General features: G+C 42.2%; 16 protein-coding genes. 6 read left to right on the forward strand and 10 right to left on the reverse strand.

Going from position 1 to position 16,384, the window contains the following annotated elements; translation table 11 throughout:
* The first annotated feature begins 614 nt into the window (after positions 1-614).
* Positions 615-968 carry a hypothetical protein gene (locus tag B3O12_RS12695; RefSeq protein WP_286756538.1) on the forward strand — a complete coding sequence of 118 codons (354 nt, stop codon included), beginning with the start codon at positions 615-617 and terminating at the stop codon, positions 966-968.
* A 25-nt stretch (positions 969-993) separates the two neighbouring features.
* A complete protein-coding gene (locus B3O12_RS18790; RefSeq protein ID WP_353884908.1) occupies positions 994-1,215 on the forward strand; it encodes an integrase core domain-containing protein in 222 nt (73 codons plus the stop codon).
* On the opposite strand, the gene B3O12_RS12700 is transcribed toward B3O12_RS18790, so the two are convergent.
* Complete coding sequence (locus B3O12_RS12700) at positions 1,192-2,232, reverse strand: hypothetical protein (protein WP_286743850.1); 1,041 nt, start codon at positions 2,230-2,232, stop codon at positions 1,192-1,194. The two genes, B3O12_RS18790 and B3O12_RS12700, sit on opposite strands and share 24 nt — an antisense overlap.
* On the reverse strand, positions 2,229-3,422 hold the full coding sequence (locus B3O12_RS12705; RefSeq protein ID WP_286756539.1) for a hypothetical protein: 1,194 nt from the start codon (positions 3,420-3,422) through the stop codon (positions 2,229-2,231). The genes B3O12_RS12700 and B3O12_RS12705 overlap by 4 nt, the downstream gene beginning before the upstream one ends.
* Positions 3,423-4,011: 589 nt before the next feature.
* On the opposite strand from B3O12_RS12705, the gene B3O12_RS12710 reads away from it, so the two are divergent.
* A complete protein-coding gene (locus tag B3O12_RS12710; protein WP_286756540.1) occupies positions 4,012-4,872 on the forward strand; it encodes an AraC family transcriptional regulator in 861 nt (286 codons plus the stop codon).
* Here the strand turns inward: B3O12_RS12710 and B3O12_RS12715 are convergent.
* The 6 genes from B3O12_RS12715 to B3O12_RS12740 form a co-directional block, all read right to left on the reverse strand.
* Positions 4,859-6,181 carry an FAD-dependent oxidoreductase gene (locus B3O12_RS12715; RefSeq protein ID WP_286756542.1) on the reverse strand — a complete coding sequence of 441 codons (1,323 nt, stop codon included), beginning with the start codon at positions 6,179-6,181 and terminating at the stop codon, positions 4,859-4,861. The genes B3O12_RS12710 and B3O12_RS12715 overlap by 14 nt on opposite strands.
* A gap of 3 nt (positions 6,182-6,184) precedes the next feature.
* The gene (locus tag B3O12_RS12720) at positions 6,185-6,334 is read right to left on the reverse strand and encodes a hypothetical protein (protein ID WP_286756543.1); all 150 of its coding nucleotides are present in this window, start codon (positions 6,332-6,334) and stop codon (positions 6,185-6,187) included.
* Positions 6,327-7,613 (reverse strand): kynureninase, encoded by a 1,287-nt coding sequence (gene kynU / locus B3O12_RS12725; RefSeq protein WP_189629120.1) that lies wholly within the window; start codon positions 7,611-7,613, stop codon positions 6,327-6,329. Before kynU ends, B3O12_RS12720 begins: the two co-directional genes overlap by 8 nt.
* Complete coding sequence (locus B3O12_RS12730) at positions 7,610-8,107, reverse strand: methylated-DNA--[protein]-cysteine S-methyltransferase (protein WP_286743867.1); 498 nt, start codon at positions 8,105-8,107, stop codon at positions 7,610-7,612. The genes kynU and B3O12_RS12730 overlap by 4 nt, the downstream gene beginning before the upstream one ends.
* On the reverse strand, positions 8,107-9,117 hold the full coding sequence (locus tag B3O12_RS12735) for an amidohydrolase family protein (protein WP_286743870.1): 1,011 nt from the start codon (positions 9,115-9,117) through the stop codon (positions 8,107-8,109). Before B3O12_RS12735 ends, B3O12_RS12730 begins: the two co-directional genes overlap by 1 nt.
* Before the next feature lie 66 nt (positions 9,118-9,183).
* Complete coding sequence (locus tag B3O12_RS12740; protein ID WP_286743872.1) at positions 9,184-9,714, reverse strand: 3-hydroxyanthranilate 3,4-dioxygenase; 531 nt, start codon at positions 9,712-9,714, stop codon at positions 9,184-9,186.
* A gap of 91 nt (positions 9,715-9,805) precedes the next feature.
* Here B3O12_RS12740 and B3O12_RS12745 point away from each other — a divergent pair, with 91 nt between their 5' ends.
* From B3O12_RS12745 to B3O12_RS12755, 3 genes are all read left to right on the forward strand, one after another.
* A complete protein-coding gene (locus tag B3O12_RS12745; protein WP_286756545.1) occupies positions 9,806-10,594 on the forward strand; it encodes an SDR family oxidoreductase in 789 nt (262 codons plus the stop codon).
* 1 nt (position 10,595) lies between these two features.
* Positions 10,596-12,038 (forward strand): aldehyde dehydrogenase, encoded by a 1,443-nt coding sequence (locus tag B3O12_RS12750; protein WP_286756547.1) that lies wholly within the window; start codon positions 10,596-10,598, stop codon positions 12,036-12,038.
* Positions 12,039-12,493: 455 nt separating this feature from the next.
* Positions 12,494-14,902, forward strand: coding sequence for an ABC transporter permease (locus tag B3O12_RS12755; protein ID WP_286756548.1), 2,409 nt, complete (start codon positions 12,494-12,496; stop codon positions 14,900-14,902).
* A 2-nt stretch (positions 14,903-14,904) separates the two neighbouring features.
* Here the strand turns inward: B3O12_RS12755 and B3O12_RS12760 are convergent, their stop codons facing one another.
* Positions 14,905-15,591 carry a DUF6624 domain-containing protein gene (locus B3O12_RS12760; protein WP_286756549.1) on the reverse strand — a complete coding sequence of 229 codons (687 nt, stop codon included), beginning with the start codon at positions 15,589-15,591 and terminating at the stop codon, positions 14,905-14,907.
* A gap of 8 nt (positions 15,592-15,599) precedes the next feature.
* Positions 15,600-16,382, reverse strand: a complete 783-nt coding sequence (locus B3O12_RS12765) for a sterol desaturase family protein (RefSeq protein ID WP_286756550.1) — start codon at positions 16,380-16,382, stop codon at positions 15,600-15,602.
* Positions 16,383-16,384: the final 2 nt, after the last annotated feature.

Here is a 16,384-nt window from a genome sequence, read left to right on the forward strand (position 1 = left end):
ATAGTGCTCAATGAGTAGCTCTATAATCTAAAAATAATTATCGGAACAATTCTATTGCTCCAATAAGGTGATCCGTTCAAGTTTATTCCGCCTCAATTTCCTAAATGAACTCATTTCCAGTGCAACCGTAACCCGGAGGAATTGACAAGCACTGCTTTCCTCTTCCATCCTTTCCTGGGCTACAATAGCCAGAGCCTCCGCCATCACCCTTTATCCGTATTCCTCTGTATTGACCGACTGTTCGCCCTCTTGTAGGTGTTCCTTCTAGGTTTGCGACAGGTCGCACCCCTGCGGACACCTATAAGACAGGCAATAATGCCTTGGAGAGTTCAGCTTTTGATAATGATTCAATTGGATATCATTGAACAGGGTTTGACTGTTTGTATTATTTCACATAAGACAAGTATATATTATGGTATAAAACAAATAGGGCTAGCCCCATTTATTTTAAAAATCCGTTTTGTACTTATGCCTGAATTTAGAGAGAATAAAGAAGGGATAACAAACTCAAATATTCTACCCTAGATGCAAATTCAAAAAACAGTATCGAAGTAACAACTAGCCCAATATCTATCTTTGATAATTTACTTTTGAAAACCCGAAAGATTAAGTAAATGCTAGCTGCTACACAAGAAAATGATATGGTTCCGGTAAGGAAGTTGTGCTTGTTAGATATATCGCATGCTTCGAAATATAATATGAGTAGCTCACTTTTTAGGAGAAGAAGCACTATTGTTAAATTTAAACAGATCAAAAATTTATTCGTTGTATACCTCTGTGTTAAAAAAGCCAGAAGAGCAAAGGTTAAAGGTGCGGTTATTAATCCTAAAATTCTTGCGCTTTCTTCTAAAAAATCCAATAGACTAACCAGTGAAAACGAAAACAATGAGCATGAAATATATATGCTCATTGTTTTCAGAATTATGCCAAAAATGGGTTTCATTAGTATGGATTATGCAAAAAATTAACCACCTGACTTACTGACTTGTTTCTATACTCAATGTATATGGTTTTTTCAACTTAGATGAAGCAAGTAAAACCGTTCATGATTGGATGTTGGATTACGACCAAAACAGACCACACAAATCTCTCGGATATAAAACACCTAATGAGTATGCTGCCTTAATTAATCAAAACTCCAATTTTGAATGGACCGAACCAAAGGGAAGCTTACATCCGATAGCGGTGAAACTATTCCCACTTTTGAAAAGCTGACTTGTAGATTCCTTGCTGAGATTCGTTAATCTTTAATTTAAAATAGAAGGTTGAATCCCTGATGGCAAGAATATTTAAGAAAGGTAGGTTTTTAAGTGGTAGCTTTTCCCAGCTTTTAGAATCGCTGTTCCATTTGAAAATAAGCCCATTTGACTTGGAGGCCTTTGAGACTCCTATATACAGGTAACTCGATTTAGTAAAATCATCACTAACGACTCTGGAAAAGTAGTCGTATTGACCAGCAAAGTATCCATAAATAAGTTTTGAATCAGTATCAGAAGCTACCTGTTTTAGGTCTAGTTCATTTATTGGTTCACCTGACTCACTAAGTACTATCACTTTGCCTTCTCTGAAGTTTTGAATCGCATAGAATTTGTTGTTGTCGATTGAGGAAACTTGATAGTTTATACTTTTGTAAGGGTTCAAGAAAGTTGTTTCACTGGTTTTATGGATTACTGAAATGGTATCTAGTTCTTCATTGGCCTTTTTAAATAGAACAGCTGCTTCAATTTCATGTCCATTGGACTTAATACCATAGGAGTCAAAATGTATCAAAAGATGACCGTTGGGTGTATTAATCTCTTTTTGATAGTAGACCTTTTTAGAAGACTCATATTGCAGTTTAATTTTCTTGACCCTTGTTTTTCCAGATATAAAATCTATTCTGTATTGATGGCTATTTTCAGGCCTTGCCGCAAAAAAGGCTTTGTTATCCATTTGGTAAAGACCAGAAACAGCAGGTTCACGATGTCCTTTTAATTCTATCTTATCGTGTAGAAGGTTATTCTGGTCATAGATAAAAACCTGACCTGGAAACTTTACTGATGTTATCAACTTATAGTTCTCTAAAATGATAAACTCATCAATAGTAACCAGATCTTCAGTGGATAGGTATAATTCTCCATTTTGCTTAAAAACAATGATCGAGTCTTTACTATCAAGAAATGGCAATTGTTCTTGAGCTACACAAAAGTTGACAAAAATCAATTTAAAGGTTAGTGCTACGTATATTCTCATTTAATATCCATTATTGCTTTAACCACTTGAACTTTATCACTAAAAGCGCTGCTTAGAAAAAATTCTAATGTATCGCTTTCAATAACTCCTGATAATTTTGGATTAAAGGGGCCTATAAACGTTTTAGAGAGATTCACTTCATACGCTGTTTTTTTATCAAGATTTACTTTCATTAGGTAGACATCATTATCTCCATGAGATTTTAATAATCGTTGGTAGCCTAGATAAAAAACATTTTTACCCATTTCTTTTACAAAGAAATGATTGAGGTCATTTGTAGGTGCTGGAAGTCTTTCTTCAGAGTAAAATGGAATACTAGAAGGGTTGAAGGTATATGATCTATGTGAAGCTCTTACACTAATGAGCTCAAGCTGATTGTCATCTTTATAGACCCTCAGTTTGTCCTCATGGTCAAATAAGAAATAGTGTTTGTTGTCTATTTGGCTATATCTAAAGAACTGAAAGGGTGTTTGACTAAATTGACCTACCTCTGCTAGATTTTTAGGAAATGCTCCTATACTCTTGATGAACTTTCCTTCCAAGTTAAACGCAGCCATGAGAGGGGATTTCTGAAAGAACTCTTTTGAATTGTTAATACCTATTATGTTACCAACTGATATGTAAACTAACTTCTCATGATTTAAATATTCTAAATGTGGTATTTTAAGAAACCATAAATCTTCTGGAAATTCAAGATTAATTTTTTGGTCAATTTTCCCAAACTCATTAACAATGAATAATGTGGGGTTTCCAGCAAACAGTAATAATGCTTTATTTTCCTTTGGCATATATTCATAAGCGATTGGAAGTGAGTTTGGATATTCATAATGATTCTCAAGATTCTTTTTATCGAAAAGGAATTTAATTTTCCCTGATTTATCGTAGACCCTGATAACGCCTCCACGGCTTACAAAACAATAGTATTCCCCTTCTTTCTCATAAGTTAAGTTGGCTGATGATGGATCAAAAAAGTCGTTTTCTCCTAATATTAGTGTATCTACAATCTGGAGTTTGGTATCGTGGTATTCATAGTCATCTATTTTGCCTTCCTTGTATAACTTTTCTTTTCCCTTTTCACAAGAGAAAATAAACACTGAAAAGCAGGACAAAAAAGGAATAACTCTTGCATTAAAAGCGTGACCTTTTTGGTTACGCTTTTTTAATAGAAAATTGACTTTCAAACCTATCATTCTCTTTCCGACATCATCAACATATTGACACATGCAGAACTAGTTGCATCAAAAACGGCTCTGGTATCTCCATATTCACATCCGTCAGTTGATAAAAATTTTCTATCACAATATTCGTGAGTTATTTCACAACCCTGAACGTTTTCTGTGAAGCTATACGTCCATTTCGTGGCATGTGCAGTAGCACTGAAAGAGATCATGCCTATAACAAGTAAGGCAACACTTAGAATTTTTCTCATGATTTGTTATTTGTTTATTTGAAGCCTACTCACTTAAGGCTTTTCGGAATCCTCCTTAAGCAGCTACTATACTATTCTTAGAATTAATGGATGAATTAGTACTGTGTCTGCTATTTGTTCGTTCGCCAAGCGGCAGGATGAGCGTCATTCTTTCTTTTTTCCGGAGCTGAAAGTGAGATGAACTTAGTTTATAAATTTTATAATAAAAAGTAAAATCAAAAAATAAATATAAAAAATGCAAAATTATATTTTAAATAGTGGATTAGAATCTTTCAAAGTGGACATATCAAGTCAAGTTTATTTTAACAATGAAATAATTTTGTTCTGCTTAAAATATTTAGATTTCCTTGATGAAAGTTCTTCCTTTCAAAATTCCGAAGGTTGAAAACAGCTCGTTCCATTTGCAAATTGATGATGAGCCTTATTTCTACGACAAGCTCCATCAGCACCCGGAGTTGCAGCTAACATGGATTGTGAAGGGTGAAGGAACGCTTATTTATGGAGACTACCTGGGAGAATTCATGCCCAATGAGGTTTACTTAATTGGCAGTAATGTGCCCCATGTTTTCAGAAGCAAAGCGGAATATTACCAGCAAACAGACAAACGGGTTTTGGCCAAAACTATCTTCTTTAAACCAGACCTTGTAAAAAAGGGACAGTCTGTTTTTCCTGAGTTGAGTCAGTTAGAGGGCTTGCTGTTGGCCGCGGATCGTGGCTTAAAGATAAACCCTACTGCCAGCCCAAAGCTGATTCACCAGATGAATGCAGTATTTGAGGCCAACCCGCTTTCCAGACTTGGCCAAATTCTCTGCTTGGTTGATGAATTCGGAAGAACAGAGTCTCAGGTATTAAGCCAGTGGCCTCAAAAGCCTTTAAAAGAACAACATGGCCGAAGGTTAGACGATGTTTTTAAGTTCACCCTGGAAAACTATCACCGACCCATTCAATTAGAAGAAGTGGCCGAAGTGGTCCACATGAACAAGGCAGCCTTTTGCCGTTATTTTAAACAGCACACCCGAAAAACCTATCTCAACTTCCTCAATGAAATCAGGCTGCAGAAAGCCACTGAATTGCTCAAGAATTCTGAAATGACTATCGCCCAAATTGCTTATGAAGTGGGTTTTAATAACCTTTCGAACTTTAACAGGACTTTTAAATTAATGAAAGGGCGTACACCGGTAATGGAGCGTTCGAGATTTACAATTGCCTGACAATCGACTCAAAATCCAGGCTCTCCCAATGTTCCTCAAGACTCTCTTGCTCCATTACCTTATCCATAATCTTCTGCTGTTTTCGCCCAATTTCCAGGGCCTCGGAATAACGAAGATCACTGAAGGTTACCATTGAGTAGAGCGGAAGCCATTGATTAGGGTAGAGCTCATTCAGTCGCTTTTCAATCTTTTTTTGAAGAACGAATTTAGGGTCGGCTACCTTGTCGCGCATTTCTATAAAGTTGTATAGGGCCAAATCGGCTATGGCCTCAGCGTCCGGCTTGCGCAGTTCCTGATACCGGCTAAGTACCTCGGCATTCAAGGTTCCTAGTTCTTCAAGCAGTTGGTTTAGCACATGACAGTCTTCAAACCCCGCATTCATGCCCTGTCCGTAAAACGGAACTATGGCGTGAGCGGCATCGCCAATAAGGGCGCAGTTTTGTTTTACCCACGGATAGCACCGCACTGTAACCAAGCCCGAAGTTGGGTTGCTGAAGAAGTCTTCTACAAAGTCGGGCATTAAGGGTACGGCATCGGCAAATTCACGGTTAAAGAATGTCAGAACCTGGTCAGGGCTCTGCAAACTTGCAAAAGAGTTTTCTCCTTCAAAGGGAAGAAAAAGAGTTACCGTAAAGCTCTTGTCTAAATTAGGCAGGGCAATGAGCATAAACTTACCTCTTGGCCAAATGTGCAGGGCATGGGGGTCCATAGCAAACTCGCCCTTAGTGGTGGCCGGAATATGAAGTTCTTTGTAACCGGCCGTTATATAGTGCTGCTCATAGTTGAACCTATCGGTGCGCATAAATGAATTTCTCAAAGCGCTAAAGGCGCCATCGGCCCCAAATATAAAATCGGAGTTTACTTCAATACTTCCCTGGGGTGTAGTAAAGTAGGCCGTGGTTGTTTGATGATCTACCCGGTTACATCGGTGTTCAAAATGGAGGTAAACACCTGCTTTTTCGGCTTCATTAAGCAATAGTTCATTGAGTCCGCTGCGCGAAACGGAGTTGATAAACTGTCCTTCCTTTCCGTAGGGATGAAAGTCCAAGTTGCCGGCCGTATCATGTATCATTCTACCGGGCATTGGTATGTATCGGGCTTTAATTTCGTCTTCCAGCCCCACGGCCTTCAGTGCTTTAAGTCCTCTATGGCTCAAGGCCAGGTTGATAGAACGACCGCCTTCCAATTGAGATTTCCGGAGGTCCGGGCGTCCTTCATAGGCATGAACATTATAGCCTCTTTTGGCTAAAAAGATGGAGAGCAATGTGCCAACAAGCCCGGCTCCAAGCACTGTTACTTTTTTACTCATAGGTTAAAAAATTTTGCCTAAACCTCCTTTGCTTACCACAACCGTAAAGCCTGCCTGCTGTAGGGGAGCAAAAGAGAGCTTCAGTGCTTCGCCCCCATAAGCGTAAGGGTTGACTGAAGCATTAAAATCGTATGTCGTGGCAGAGCTATGCATCAGCATATTTCTTGATAGCTTCCTTTAATAGTCGGCCAAAATGATAAACGTCTTCAAACGAATTATACATAGGAGCTGGAGCAATACGAATAACATTGGGCTCTCGCCAGTCTCCTATTACACCTTCTTCTACCAGATAATCGAACATTAATTTACCATTTCTGTGGAAGTAAATGGAAAGCTGAGCTCCACGCTCCTGAGGGTTTCTGGGTGTAATTATCTCAAATAGCTTGTCTTCACCACTTAATTCATCGATGATGTACTCCAGAAACCCGGTGAGTTTAAGGCTCTTTTCGCGCAATGCTTCCATGCCCACTTGTTCAAAGAGTTGAAGCGAAGCCAGGTGAGCGGCAGTAGAAATTACGTTTACGTTGCTAAGCTGCCAGCCATCGGCCCCTGGCATGGGGTCAAAGCCTTTTTCCATAAGAAAGCGCTCTTGCTCGTTGTGCCCCCACCAACCGGCAAAGCGAGGCAAATCTTTATCGTAGGCAAAGCGCTCGTGAACAAATATTCCGCTTACATTGCCCGGCCCCGAATTAAGGTATTTATAAGAGCACCAGGTGGCAAAGTCTACGTCCCATTCATGCAAATGCAAGGGAACATTACCTGCCGCATGGGCCAAATCGAAGCCCACAAAGGCTCCCGCCTTATGGCCGGCTTTGGTAATGGCCGGCATATCGAATAGCTGACCGGTGTAGTATTGCAATCCGCCAAAAAGCACCAGGGCCAGCTCGTCTGCATTTTGCTCAATAGTAGAAATAATGTCTTCTGTTCTTAGGGTTTGCTCACCGGTTCGGGGAGCCACTTCTATAAGTGCTTCGGCCGGGTTTAATCCATGAAATTTGAGTTGCGACTCAAACATATACTGATCGGATGGAAAGGCACCTGCTTCGCAAATCACTTTGAAGCGCTTTTTTGTAGGTCTAAAGAAAGAAACCATTAATAGGTGAAGGTTTACAGAAAGGTTGTTCATGCATACCACCTCCAGGGGTTTAGCACCTACAATTTTAGCCAGAGCGGCTTTGCTTGCTTCATGAAACTTGAGCCAAGGTCTTTCTTTGGGTACAAAATGACCTTCGACTCCGTAGGTTTCCCATTTCTTCATTTCTGCTTCCACAAAAGTGCGGGCTTGCTTGGGTTGTAGCCCCAGCGAGTTGCCTGTAAAGTAATAAGCGTCTTTACCTTTTATTTGTGGAAAGTGAAATTCATTCCGCCACTCTCTAAGCGGGTCGTTCTTGTCTGCCTCTTGGGCAAACGCTAAGCTGTTTTCGTAGATCATCCGAATAGTTTCAGTTGATTATAACCAGGTATGGAGTTTTCGTGTTTAAGTAGCCATTCTTTTCGATGCAGGCCTCCGGCATATCCGGTCAGGCTGCCATCGGTGCCAATTATTCTATGGCAGGGTATAATTATGGCTATAGGGTTTTTCCCATTGGCCGAACCCACCGCTCGTATTTTTTTGAGGTCACCCATTTTTATGGCTTGTTTGGCGTAAGTGGAGGTTGAACCAAAGGGTACGCTGAGCAGATTGTCCCACACTTCTTTCTGAAAATCGGTGCCTTCCGGAGCAAGCGGAACGTCAAAAGTTTTGCGTTTGCCCTCAAAGTATTCTTTGAGCTGAAATTTACAGGTGCGAACTATGTTAGGAACCTTTCCATCGGTCGAGCGTTCGGCCTCATCGGTAAACGACACCAGTTTAATGGCCGTTTCATCGCCCACTATTTTGAGCTTACCGATGGGGGTTTCCAGAAAAGATATGGCTGTGTGCTTCACTACTCAAATATTTCGCGTTTCAAATTGAGCCATTCCAGCGCGGCATTGCAATAAATATCTTCAACAATTTCCGGGGCCAGATTCATTTCCTCAATGTAGGCTCCTATTTCCAAATCGCCTAAGGGGAAGGGGTAGTCCGAACCTAACATAATGCGCTTGGAACCTTGCATTTTTAGTACATACTCGAGCAGGTCGGCATCGTGGGTAATGGAGTCTATCCAGAATTTTCCTAAATACTCCCTGGGGTTTACGGGGTTGTCTATGGCCACAAGGTCCGGACGACAGTTAAACCCATGTTCAATTCGGCCCAAAGTAGGTAAAAACGACCCACCGGCATGCGAGAAGCAAATGCGCAAATCCGGGAGACGCTCCATTACTCCGCCAAATATTAGCGAGCAGGCTGCACGTGAAGTTTCGGCCGGCATTCCTACTAACCACGGAAGCCAGTAGCGTTCTATACTCGAGAAGCCCATCATGTTCCACGGGTGGATCATTATGCACATACCCAGCTCCTGGCAGGCTTGGAAAATGGGGAAAAACTTGGGCGAGCTTAGGTTTTTATCGTTGATATTGGATCCTATCTGGATGCCCGGCAAACCAAGTTCATTTTTACAACGCTCCAGCTCCTTTACCGCGAGGTCTTCATCTTGCATAGGCAGTGTAGCCAGGCCAACATAGTTTTTAGGGTACTTGTGGCATATTTCGGCCATGTGGTCGTTGAGAAAACGAGCCATTTCCCATCCATCTTCAGGCTTGGCATCATAGCCAAACATTACAGGAATGGTTGAAACTACCTGCACTTGTGTATGGTGCCGGGCATATTCTTCAATTCGTAGTTCAGGGTCCCAGCAATTGGCTTGTATTTCTCTAAAGAATTTTGCTCCCTTCATCATCATAGCGGCCCCTTCTTTGTGGTGGTGCAGATGAATGAAATCACCATATCCGAACTTGTCTGCCCATTTTGGCAGGTGTTCCGGAATGATGTGGGTATGCATGTCGATTTTTAGCATAAGTTATCGGTTAATTAGTTATCAGTTAATCGGGAACCCTGATTACTGATAACCCCTTTCTGAACACTATCCTACGAAACGTGGATCCGTTTCCATCACATGCCCGCAATTTTTGCAGGTGCGCAGTTCTTCGGAGTTGTAGAATTCTTTAAATCTTGGAAGAAAGTCTTTCTCAATATTGGTAAGCGGAAAGTAGGTGTCATGAAGCTTGGTGTTGCAGTTGTCGCAGAACCACATCAGTCCATCGGTATGTTCGGGTTTTCTTACTCTTTCAATCACCAGACCTAAAGAGCCTTCTGAACGAATGGGGGAGTGAGGTACTTTGGGTGGGTGTAGGTACATGTCGCCTGGGCCAAGTGGAATGTCAACTGCTTTGCCATCTTCCTGAATACGTACCGTAATGTTGCCTTCCAGTTGGTAAAAAAGCTCTTCGGTTTCGTTGTAGTGGTAATCTTTTCGGGCATTTGGCCCGGCAACAATCATCACAATATAGTCGGTACCTTCCGGATAAAGGTTTTTGTTACCAACGGGTGGTTTCAGTTTGTCGCGGTTTTCTTCAATCCACCGCGTCAGGTTAAATGGTCTTCTTATTGACATAATTTCTCTCCATTTGATGTGTTCGAATTTACCCAAAAATCGGCTCATGCCTAAATTCGATTTTCATAACTTTGAATGAACCCCAATGTCTATGGATTTAAATTTAAAAGGAAAGTCGGCTTTGGTTTGCGGAAGTACGCAGGGCATAGGAAAAGCCATTGCAGAAGAACTGGCCAACTTAGGGTGCAGCGTTACACTTTGCGCCAGAAATAAGCAAAAACTAGAGGAGGTGAAACAAGGGTTGTTCAAAGCCTCTGGTCAAAAACATCAGATTCTTGTGGCCGATTTTGCTAGCCCAACGGAGCTGAAATCGACCATTGATAAGCATCTGGCCGAGGGCAATCAATATCATATTTTGATCAATAATACGGGTGGTCCACCTGCAGGTCAGGCCATAGATGCCGATGTGGAGGCTTTTAGAATTGCGTTCAACCAGCATTTGGTATGCAACCAGATCTTGACTCAGGCTTGTGTGCCGGCTATGAAAGAAGCAGCTTACGGAAGAATCATCAATGTGATTTCCACTTCCGTGAAAATGCCCATCCCAGGCTTGGGGGTGTCAAACACCATTCGTGGAGCCGTGGCCAATTGGTCGAAGACTCTGGCGAATGAGCTGGGTCAATTTGGCATTACAGTCAATAACGTATTGCCTGGGGCAACTTCAACACAACGCCTTACTTCAATCATTGAGAATAAGGCCAAAAAGACAGGCAGGGCTGTAGAAGATGTTGAAGCAGAAATGAAGTCGGAAATTCCGGCCAGGCGATTTGCCGAAGCTTCTGAAGTGGCCGCTGCGGCAGCTTTTTTGGCTTCTCCGGCAGCAGGTTATATCAATGGAATTAATGTGCCCGTAGATGGTGGTAGAACGGGTTGTTTGTAAAATGGAAAGGATACTCAATTATATCGCAGGCAAATTAGTAGAACCTCAGTCAGGGGGCTATTTAGATAATATTGAACCGGCCACAGGAAAGGTATATGGTGAAATTCCAGACTCCGATCATCAGGATATTGAGCTGGCTGTTCAGGCAGCCGAAGAAGCATTTCTTGCATGGTCAAAGACCTCCAGAGAAGAGCGTTCTCGTTGTATGCTTAGGATTGCAGACCTGATCGATGACAACCTGGAAATGCTGGCTATGGCCGAAGCCAAAGACAATGGGAAGCCGGTAAAGCTGGCCAGGTCAGTCGATATTCCTCGGGCTTCTGCAAATATGAGGTTCTTTGCCACGGCTATTCTACATGAGTCTACTGAGGCACACCAAACTGATGGTGAAGCCTTGAATGTGACCACCCGGAGCCCATTAGGGGTAGTGGCCTGTATTTCTCCATGGAACCTGCCACTCTATCTCTTTACCTGGAAAATTGCTCCCGCTCTTGCTTCGGGCAATACGGTGGTGGCTAAACCCTCAGAAATTACACCTATGACGGCCTTTATTTTTTCCAAACTTTGCAAAGAGGCCGGTCTGCCCGATGGAGTACTCAATATTGTTCATGGCTTAGGCGCCAAAGCGGGGCAGGCCTTGGTAGAGCAACCCGGAATAAAGGCCATTTCTTTTACGGGAGGAACACAAACCGGGGAAAAAATTGCAAGCACGGCTGCCTCTCAATTCAAAAAACTATCGCTGGAGTTGGGTGGAAAAAATCCCAACATAATCTTTGCCGATGCCGATTTTGAGAAAGCCTTGAAAACCTCTGTGCACTCCAGTTTCGCCAATCAAGGACAAATTTGCCTATGTGGATCAAGAATATTTATAGAACGATCCATTTATAACAAGTTTAAAGAGGCATTTGTGAGCAAGACCAAAGAGCTGCGAATAGGTTCGCCTTATGCCAGCGATACTCAGGTTGGTGCTTTGGTTTCTAAACAGCACATGGAAAAGGTGCTTTCATACATCGATCTGGCCACAAAAGAGGGGGGTGCTCTACTTGCCGGAGGTCAGCGAGTCGTGCTGGATGGGGAGTTTGCTGAGGGCTATTATGTACAACCAACGGTGTTTGAAGGTCTTTCACAAGAGTGCAGAACTAATAGCGAAGAAATCTTTGGTCCGGTAGTTACCCTGCAGCCTTTTGATACAGAAGAAGAGGTAATTGCTATGGCCAATGCAACTGACTATGGCCTTTCGGCTACAGTTTGGACAAGTCAATTAGACCGTGCCAACCGTGTGTCGGCTGCTCTTCATAGCGGCATAGTGTGGGTAAATTGCTGGCTATTTCGCGACTTGAGAACCCCTTTTGGTGGGGTAAAACATAGCGGTATGGGTAGAGAAGGTGGCTGGGATGCGTTAAATTTCTTCACGGAAAAGAAGAATATCTGCGTTAAACTTTAATTTTGTGACGTACAGCAAATTAAATGGTGTGAATTCAACCCTAAGTGTGGATTTCGATGTGAATAACTTTTTTGAATTATTGGTTTGTTAAATTTTATTTAATAAAAAATCCTACTAACTTTGACTTCACATGAGGAAGAAATTCCTCTCCTCCAAAGACAATTCGCGAAAGCAATTAAAGATAAGTCTGGGTGTAGGAATCGAAAGATTCACTATGAGTAGTTAGTTACCCAGGTGTTTAGGTGAAAGGGAGTCGCTCCAACGGGAGTGACTCTTTTATTTTAAGCCCCTTGTCTTTAAGCCTTACTCTATGCCTGCAATGCCCGTGAATATTTAGCTTCTTTTTGCAACTTTTTGAAAATCAGCAAGTCTCTGATGTAATCTTTTAGGTACCAGGGTCGTCTTAGAAGACAGACACAGAAAGTCGCAACCAACTAAACTTAATTCAAATCGCCATGGTCAAAAACTATTTGAAAGTAGCATTGCGCTCATTGCTCAAGAACCGAATCTTTTCTTTAATCAATATTACAGGTCTTGCTCTGGGCATTGCCGCCAGTCTGCTCATTATGCAATACGTTAGTTATGAGCTGAGTTATGATAATTTCAATCAGAATGCGGATCGTATTTATCGGCTGAAAACCAACCGGTACGAAAAAGGAGTATTGAGCACAGAATGGGCTGCCGGTGTGGTTTCCATTGGGTATTTGCTCAATGAAAACCTGGCCGATGTAGAGGCTTATGCCCGACTGACCCAAACCAGCGGTGTGTTTTCCAGAGGAGACATAGAGTTTGCGGAGAGCAAGGTGTATTTCGCCAATCCATCAGTGTTCGATGTTTTCGATACTAAAATATTATATGGCGATAAGGAAACGGCTTTAGTTGATCCCTCTTCGGTAGCTATTTCAAAGACAACTGCACAAAAATACTTTGCCAAAGTAGATGTGGTGGGAGAAACCATGTATTTCAATAAGAACCGGCCCATTAAGATTACAGCAGTGTTTGAAGACGTGCCCCAAAACTCCCATTTCAAGTACGATATTTTGGCCTCATGGAGCACCATGGCACAAGGAGAGAGAGCTCAACAGGCCAACAGTGTCTGGTATTGGGATGGCTACTTTAATTATGTGATGCTCAAAGAAGGGGTTAATCCGGAAGAGTTTGCCGGCAAGGTCGATGACTTTGTAGAGGCTCAGTGGGGAGATGAAATGCGAGAGAATGAAACCTGGATGGACTTTGATCTTCAGCCATTGAGAGACATTCATCTCTACTCGAACTATATGATGGAAGCAGAGGTGAATGGCGATGGTGATGCGGTATATGCGCTTCTTGGCATTAGTTTCTTTATCATAATTATTGCATGGGTCAACTACATTAACCTGGCCACAGCCAAGTCCATGGAGAGGGCTAGAGAAGTAGGTCTGCGTAAAGTCTTAGGTTCGCTGCGAGGGCAGTTGATCAGGCAATTCCTTACCGAAAGCTTTTTAATTAATCTGCTGGCAGTAGTGCTGGCCTTTGGTATTGTGGTTTTGGCTCTGCCTTCTTTTGCGCGTTTGGCGGACCAGCCCATAACCATGGAGCTTTTTATGCAGCAGGGCTTCTGGGTAGGCCTGGGGGCACTTTTTTTAGTTGGAACATTTCTTTCAGGGTTATATCCGGCTATGGTGTTATCGTCTTACAAACCCATTGATACCCTGAAAGGTGGTGCGGTGTCTGGCTCAAGGGGTGCTTGGCTAAGAAAGGGGCTGGTGGTTTTTCAATTCATGGCATCTGTGGGCTTGATTATCGGCACTTATACGGTTTATGAACAGATTTCATTTATGAGGAACCAAGAGCTTGGGGTAAACATAGACCGGACTTTGGTAATTGAGGGGCCAAGTGTCAGAGATTCCACTTATCAGGAAAAACTCACCGCTTTTGGCGATGTAATGGAAGCCAATGCGAACGTCAGGAAAGTGGTAGTAAGTACCGGTGTTCCAGGTAGATCGGTCGATTGGAATGCAGGAGGAATCAGAAGACAGGGAGAGCCGGACACCGAAGGTAAGCAATACAGGGTTTTGGGTATAGGTTATGATTTTGTGGAAACTTATGACCTGAAGTTGGTAGCTGGGAGAAGCTTTGATGAGAGCTTTGGCGATGAAGGCTCCAAAATTCTTTTCTCTCGGTCGGCTGTAAGGCAGCTTGGTTTCGATAATATTGAAGATGCACTGAATGTGGATATATACTTTTGGGGGCAGAACTATACCATAATAGGGGTTCTGGAAGATTATCATCATACTTCGCTCAAGGAAAATTATGATCAACTGATTTTTAGGCTTATTCCCGATGCCAGTAACTACTATTCGATAAAGTATGAAGCGGCCAATACTCAGGAAGTCATTCGACTGGCGGAGGAAAATTGGGCCAGGTTCTTCCCGGGAAACCCATTTGAATACTTCTTCCTGGATGATCGATTCAATGAACAGTACAAGGCCGATCAGCAGTTTGGTAGTGTATTCACCATTTTCTCAGGCTTAGCCATTTTCGTAGCCTGCTTAGGATTATTTGGATTGGCTGCCTTTATGACTGCCAAGCGAACCAAGGAAATTGGCATTCGAAAAGTGCTAGGAGCTTCCATTTCAAGTATTCTGCAATTGCTTTCTACGGACTTTATGAAGTTGATTTTAGTGTCGGTGGTTCTGGCAATTCCTGTAGCCTATTATGGCATGGAGCAATGGCTCAACGGCTTTGCCTTTAGAATAGACCTCTACTGGTACATTTTTGCCTTGCCGGCCGTGCTGGTTTTGACTATTGCCTTGTTAACGGTAAGCTTTCAGACTTTCCGGGCGGCTAAGTCTAATCCTGTGAAGAGTTTGAGGTATGAGTAAGATTATTTCAGCTCCCTTTCAAGTTGAGGGAGCTGTTTTTTATATGCTTCAACATCCCAGACTATTCCATAGACTTCTACATACGATTCAAGTTTGCTCATGCCCATCTTGATTCTTCTGGAGTTAACATTATCAGGATCAATTAAAGGAAGGACATAGTATTCGCCAGTATTTGGGTTTCTCCCTATCTGGCTTCCATAAATTTGTTTTTCACCTCTCGCAAGTGCCACACGGTCTTCCAGCATAGCTAGTGAGCTTTTTTGAGCATTTCCTTTTTCCGCAGCATCTCTCATCATTGGCAGATACTTTAATTGCGTGTCGAGACTAGCATGCTGAATCACAAGAAATAATGCGGAATTGGCCCGATAGCCAATGTCATTAATTCCTAGCCAGCCTTTCTTGTCGAGAATGATCGAAACAATAGCCATATTGCATGAGTCTGTGTATTCAATGATTTTCCAGAGGTTTTCAAGTTCTTTTGATTCATAACCATATTTAGTCCGTACATCTTCTAATTGCCTTCTGTACCGCTGATCTTGATTGTAAATGCTATCCAATAAGAGTTCCAAATCTCGAGTATTTGACGCTTCAATTCGATCTTCCCATTTTTTTACTGATGAACTACAGGCTGAAATTGTTAACAGAATAGACAGTGTAACAATAAGGTGGTTTCTTCTGGCTTGGTGCATTAATGAATTTAGCTATTCGCGGTATGCTTCTCAAAATTACTTTCGTACTTCTCACTTTCTGTTCTCATCAACTTGTCCCAAAAGGTAAAGTATAGGCCAAAATTGTATTTGTATTGAGTGTGATGAAGGCTGTGATGCGTGGCACCAATAAACCATTTCCCTAGCCAATGTTTATGAAAGCCTTTCGGGTAAATCTCCACATTGGAATGATTGATAGCACTAGTGATGGTCATAAAAGTGAGTAAAGCCACAATGGTCCAATAATGCATTGGGAGAAAGAGCACGATTACAGGAATGATCAAAGACTGAAGCAATCCCTCTCCCGGGTGGAATGAAAAGCTGGTCCAGGGGGAGGTGATATGACTGTCATGATGCGTCTTATGAATCAGTCTGTAAACCCTTGGTTTGTGCATCCATCGATGAAGCCAGTAGTAATAGGTTTCATGAATGAAGGCGGCAATCAAAAAGCTCGTAGGAACCCACCACCAGCCGAACCGATCGATCTCTTCATAAATAGCAGTATACCCCAATTGCCACATCACCACCATGCCTGCGCCCGCCAAGGCAAAAAGCATAGAAGTAAAAGTTGACCAGAATATTTCCTTTCGAAACTGCTTTTTAGATGTGCCCGAGCTGAATATTTTTCTGCTTCGGGTCGATTTTGGGTCAATTACATAAAACACCAGATAGAAGATGCCTGCTACAAATGAGTAGCGAAAGACCACCACCAGAAACATAAGTCCTGTAAGAATAAGGAAGTTTTGAGGTTGGGTAAAATCGTGGTCACTCATTT

It is taken from the genome of Roseivirga sp. UBA838 (assembly GCF_002296035.1).
In the GTDB taxonomy this organism is placed as follows: Bacteria; Bacteroidota; Bacteroidia; order Cytophagales; family Cyclobacteriaceae; genus Roseivirga; species Roseivirga thermotolerans.

What these genes read in the sequence shown, in the direction of transcription:
- B3O12_RS12695 (WP_286756538.1), top strand. Translation starts at nt 615, where the DNA reads ATGCTAGCTGCTACACAAGAAAATGATATGGTTCCGGTAAGGAAGTTG.
- B3O12_RS12700 (WP_286743850.1), bottom strand. Translation starts at nt 2,232, where the DNA reads ATGAGAATATACGTAGCACTAACCTTTAAATTGATTTTTGTCAACTTT.
- B3O12_RS12705 (WP_286756539.1), bottom strand. Translation starts at nt 3,422, where the DNA reads ATGATAGGTTTGAAAGTCAATTTTCTATTAAAAAAGCGTAACCAAAAA.
- B3O12_RS12710 (WP_286756540.1), top strand. Translation starts at nt 4,012, where the DNA reads ATGAAAGTTCTTCCTTTCAAAATTCCGAAGGTTGAAAACAGCTCGTTC.
- B3O12_RS12715 (WP_286756542.1), bottom strand. Translation starts at nt 6,181, where the DNA reads ATGAGTAAAAAAGTAACAGTGCTTGGAGCCGGGCTTGTTGGCACATTG.
- B3O12_RS12720 (WP_286756543.1), bottom strand. Translation starts at nt 6,334, where the DNA reads ATGCATAGCTCTGCCACGACATACGATTTTAATGCTTCAGTCAACCCT.
- kynU (WP_189629120.1), bottom strand. Translation starts at nt 7,613, where the DNA reads ATGATCTACGAAAACAGCTTAGCGTTTGCCCAAGAGGCAGACAAGAAC.
- B3O12_RS12735 (WP_286743870.1), bottom strand. Translation starts at nt 9,117, where the DNA reads ATGCTAAAAATCGACATGCATACCCACATCATTCCGGAACACCTGCCA.
- B3O12_RS12740 (WP_286743872.1), bottom strand. Translation starts at nt 9,714, where the DNA reads ATGTCAATAAGAAGACCATTTAACCTGACGCGGTGGATTGAAGAAAAC.
- B3O12_RS12745 (WP_286756545.1), top strand. Translation starts at nt 9,806, where the DNA reads ATGGATTTAAATTTAAAAGGAAAGTCGGCTTTGGTTTGCGGAAGTACG.
- B3O12_RS12750 (WP_286756547.1), top strand. Translation starts at nt 10,596, where the DNA reads ATGGAAAGGATACTCAATTATATCGCAGGCAAATTAGTAGAACCTCAG.
- B3O12_RS12755 (WP_286756548.1), top strand. Translation starts at nt 12,494, where the DNA reads ATGGTCAAAAACTATTTGAAAGTAGCATTGCGCTCATTGCTCAAGAAC.
- B3O12_RS12760 (WP_286756549.1), bottom strand. Translation starts at nt 15,591, where the DNA reads ATGCACCAAGCCAGAAGAAACCACCTTATTGTTACACTGTCTATTCTG.
- B3O12_RS12765 (WP_286756550.1), bottom strand. Translation starts at nt 16,382, where the DNA reads ATGAGTGACCACGATTTTACCCAACCTCAAAACTTCCTTATTCTTACA.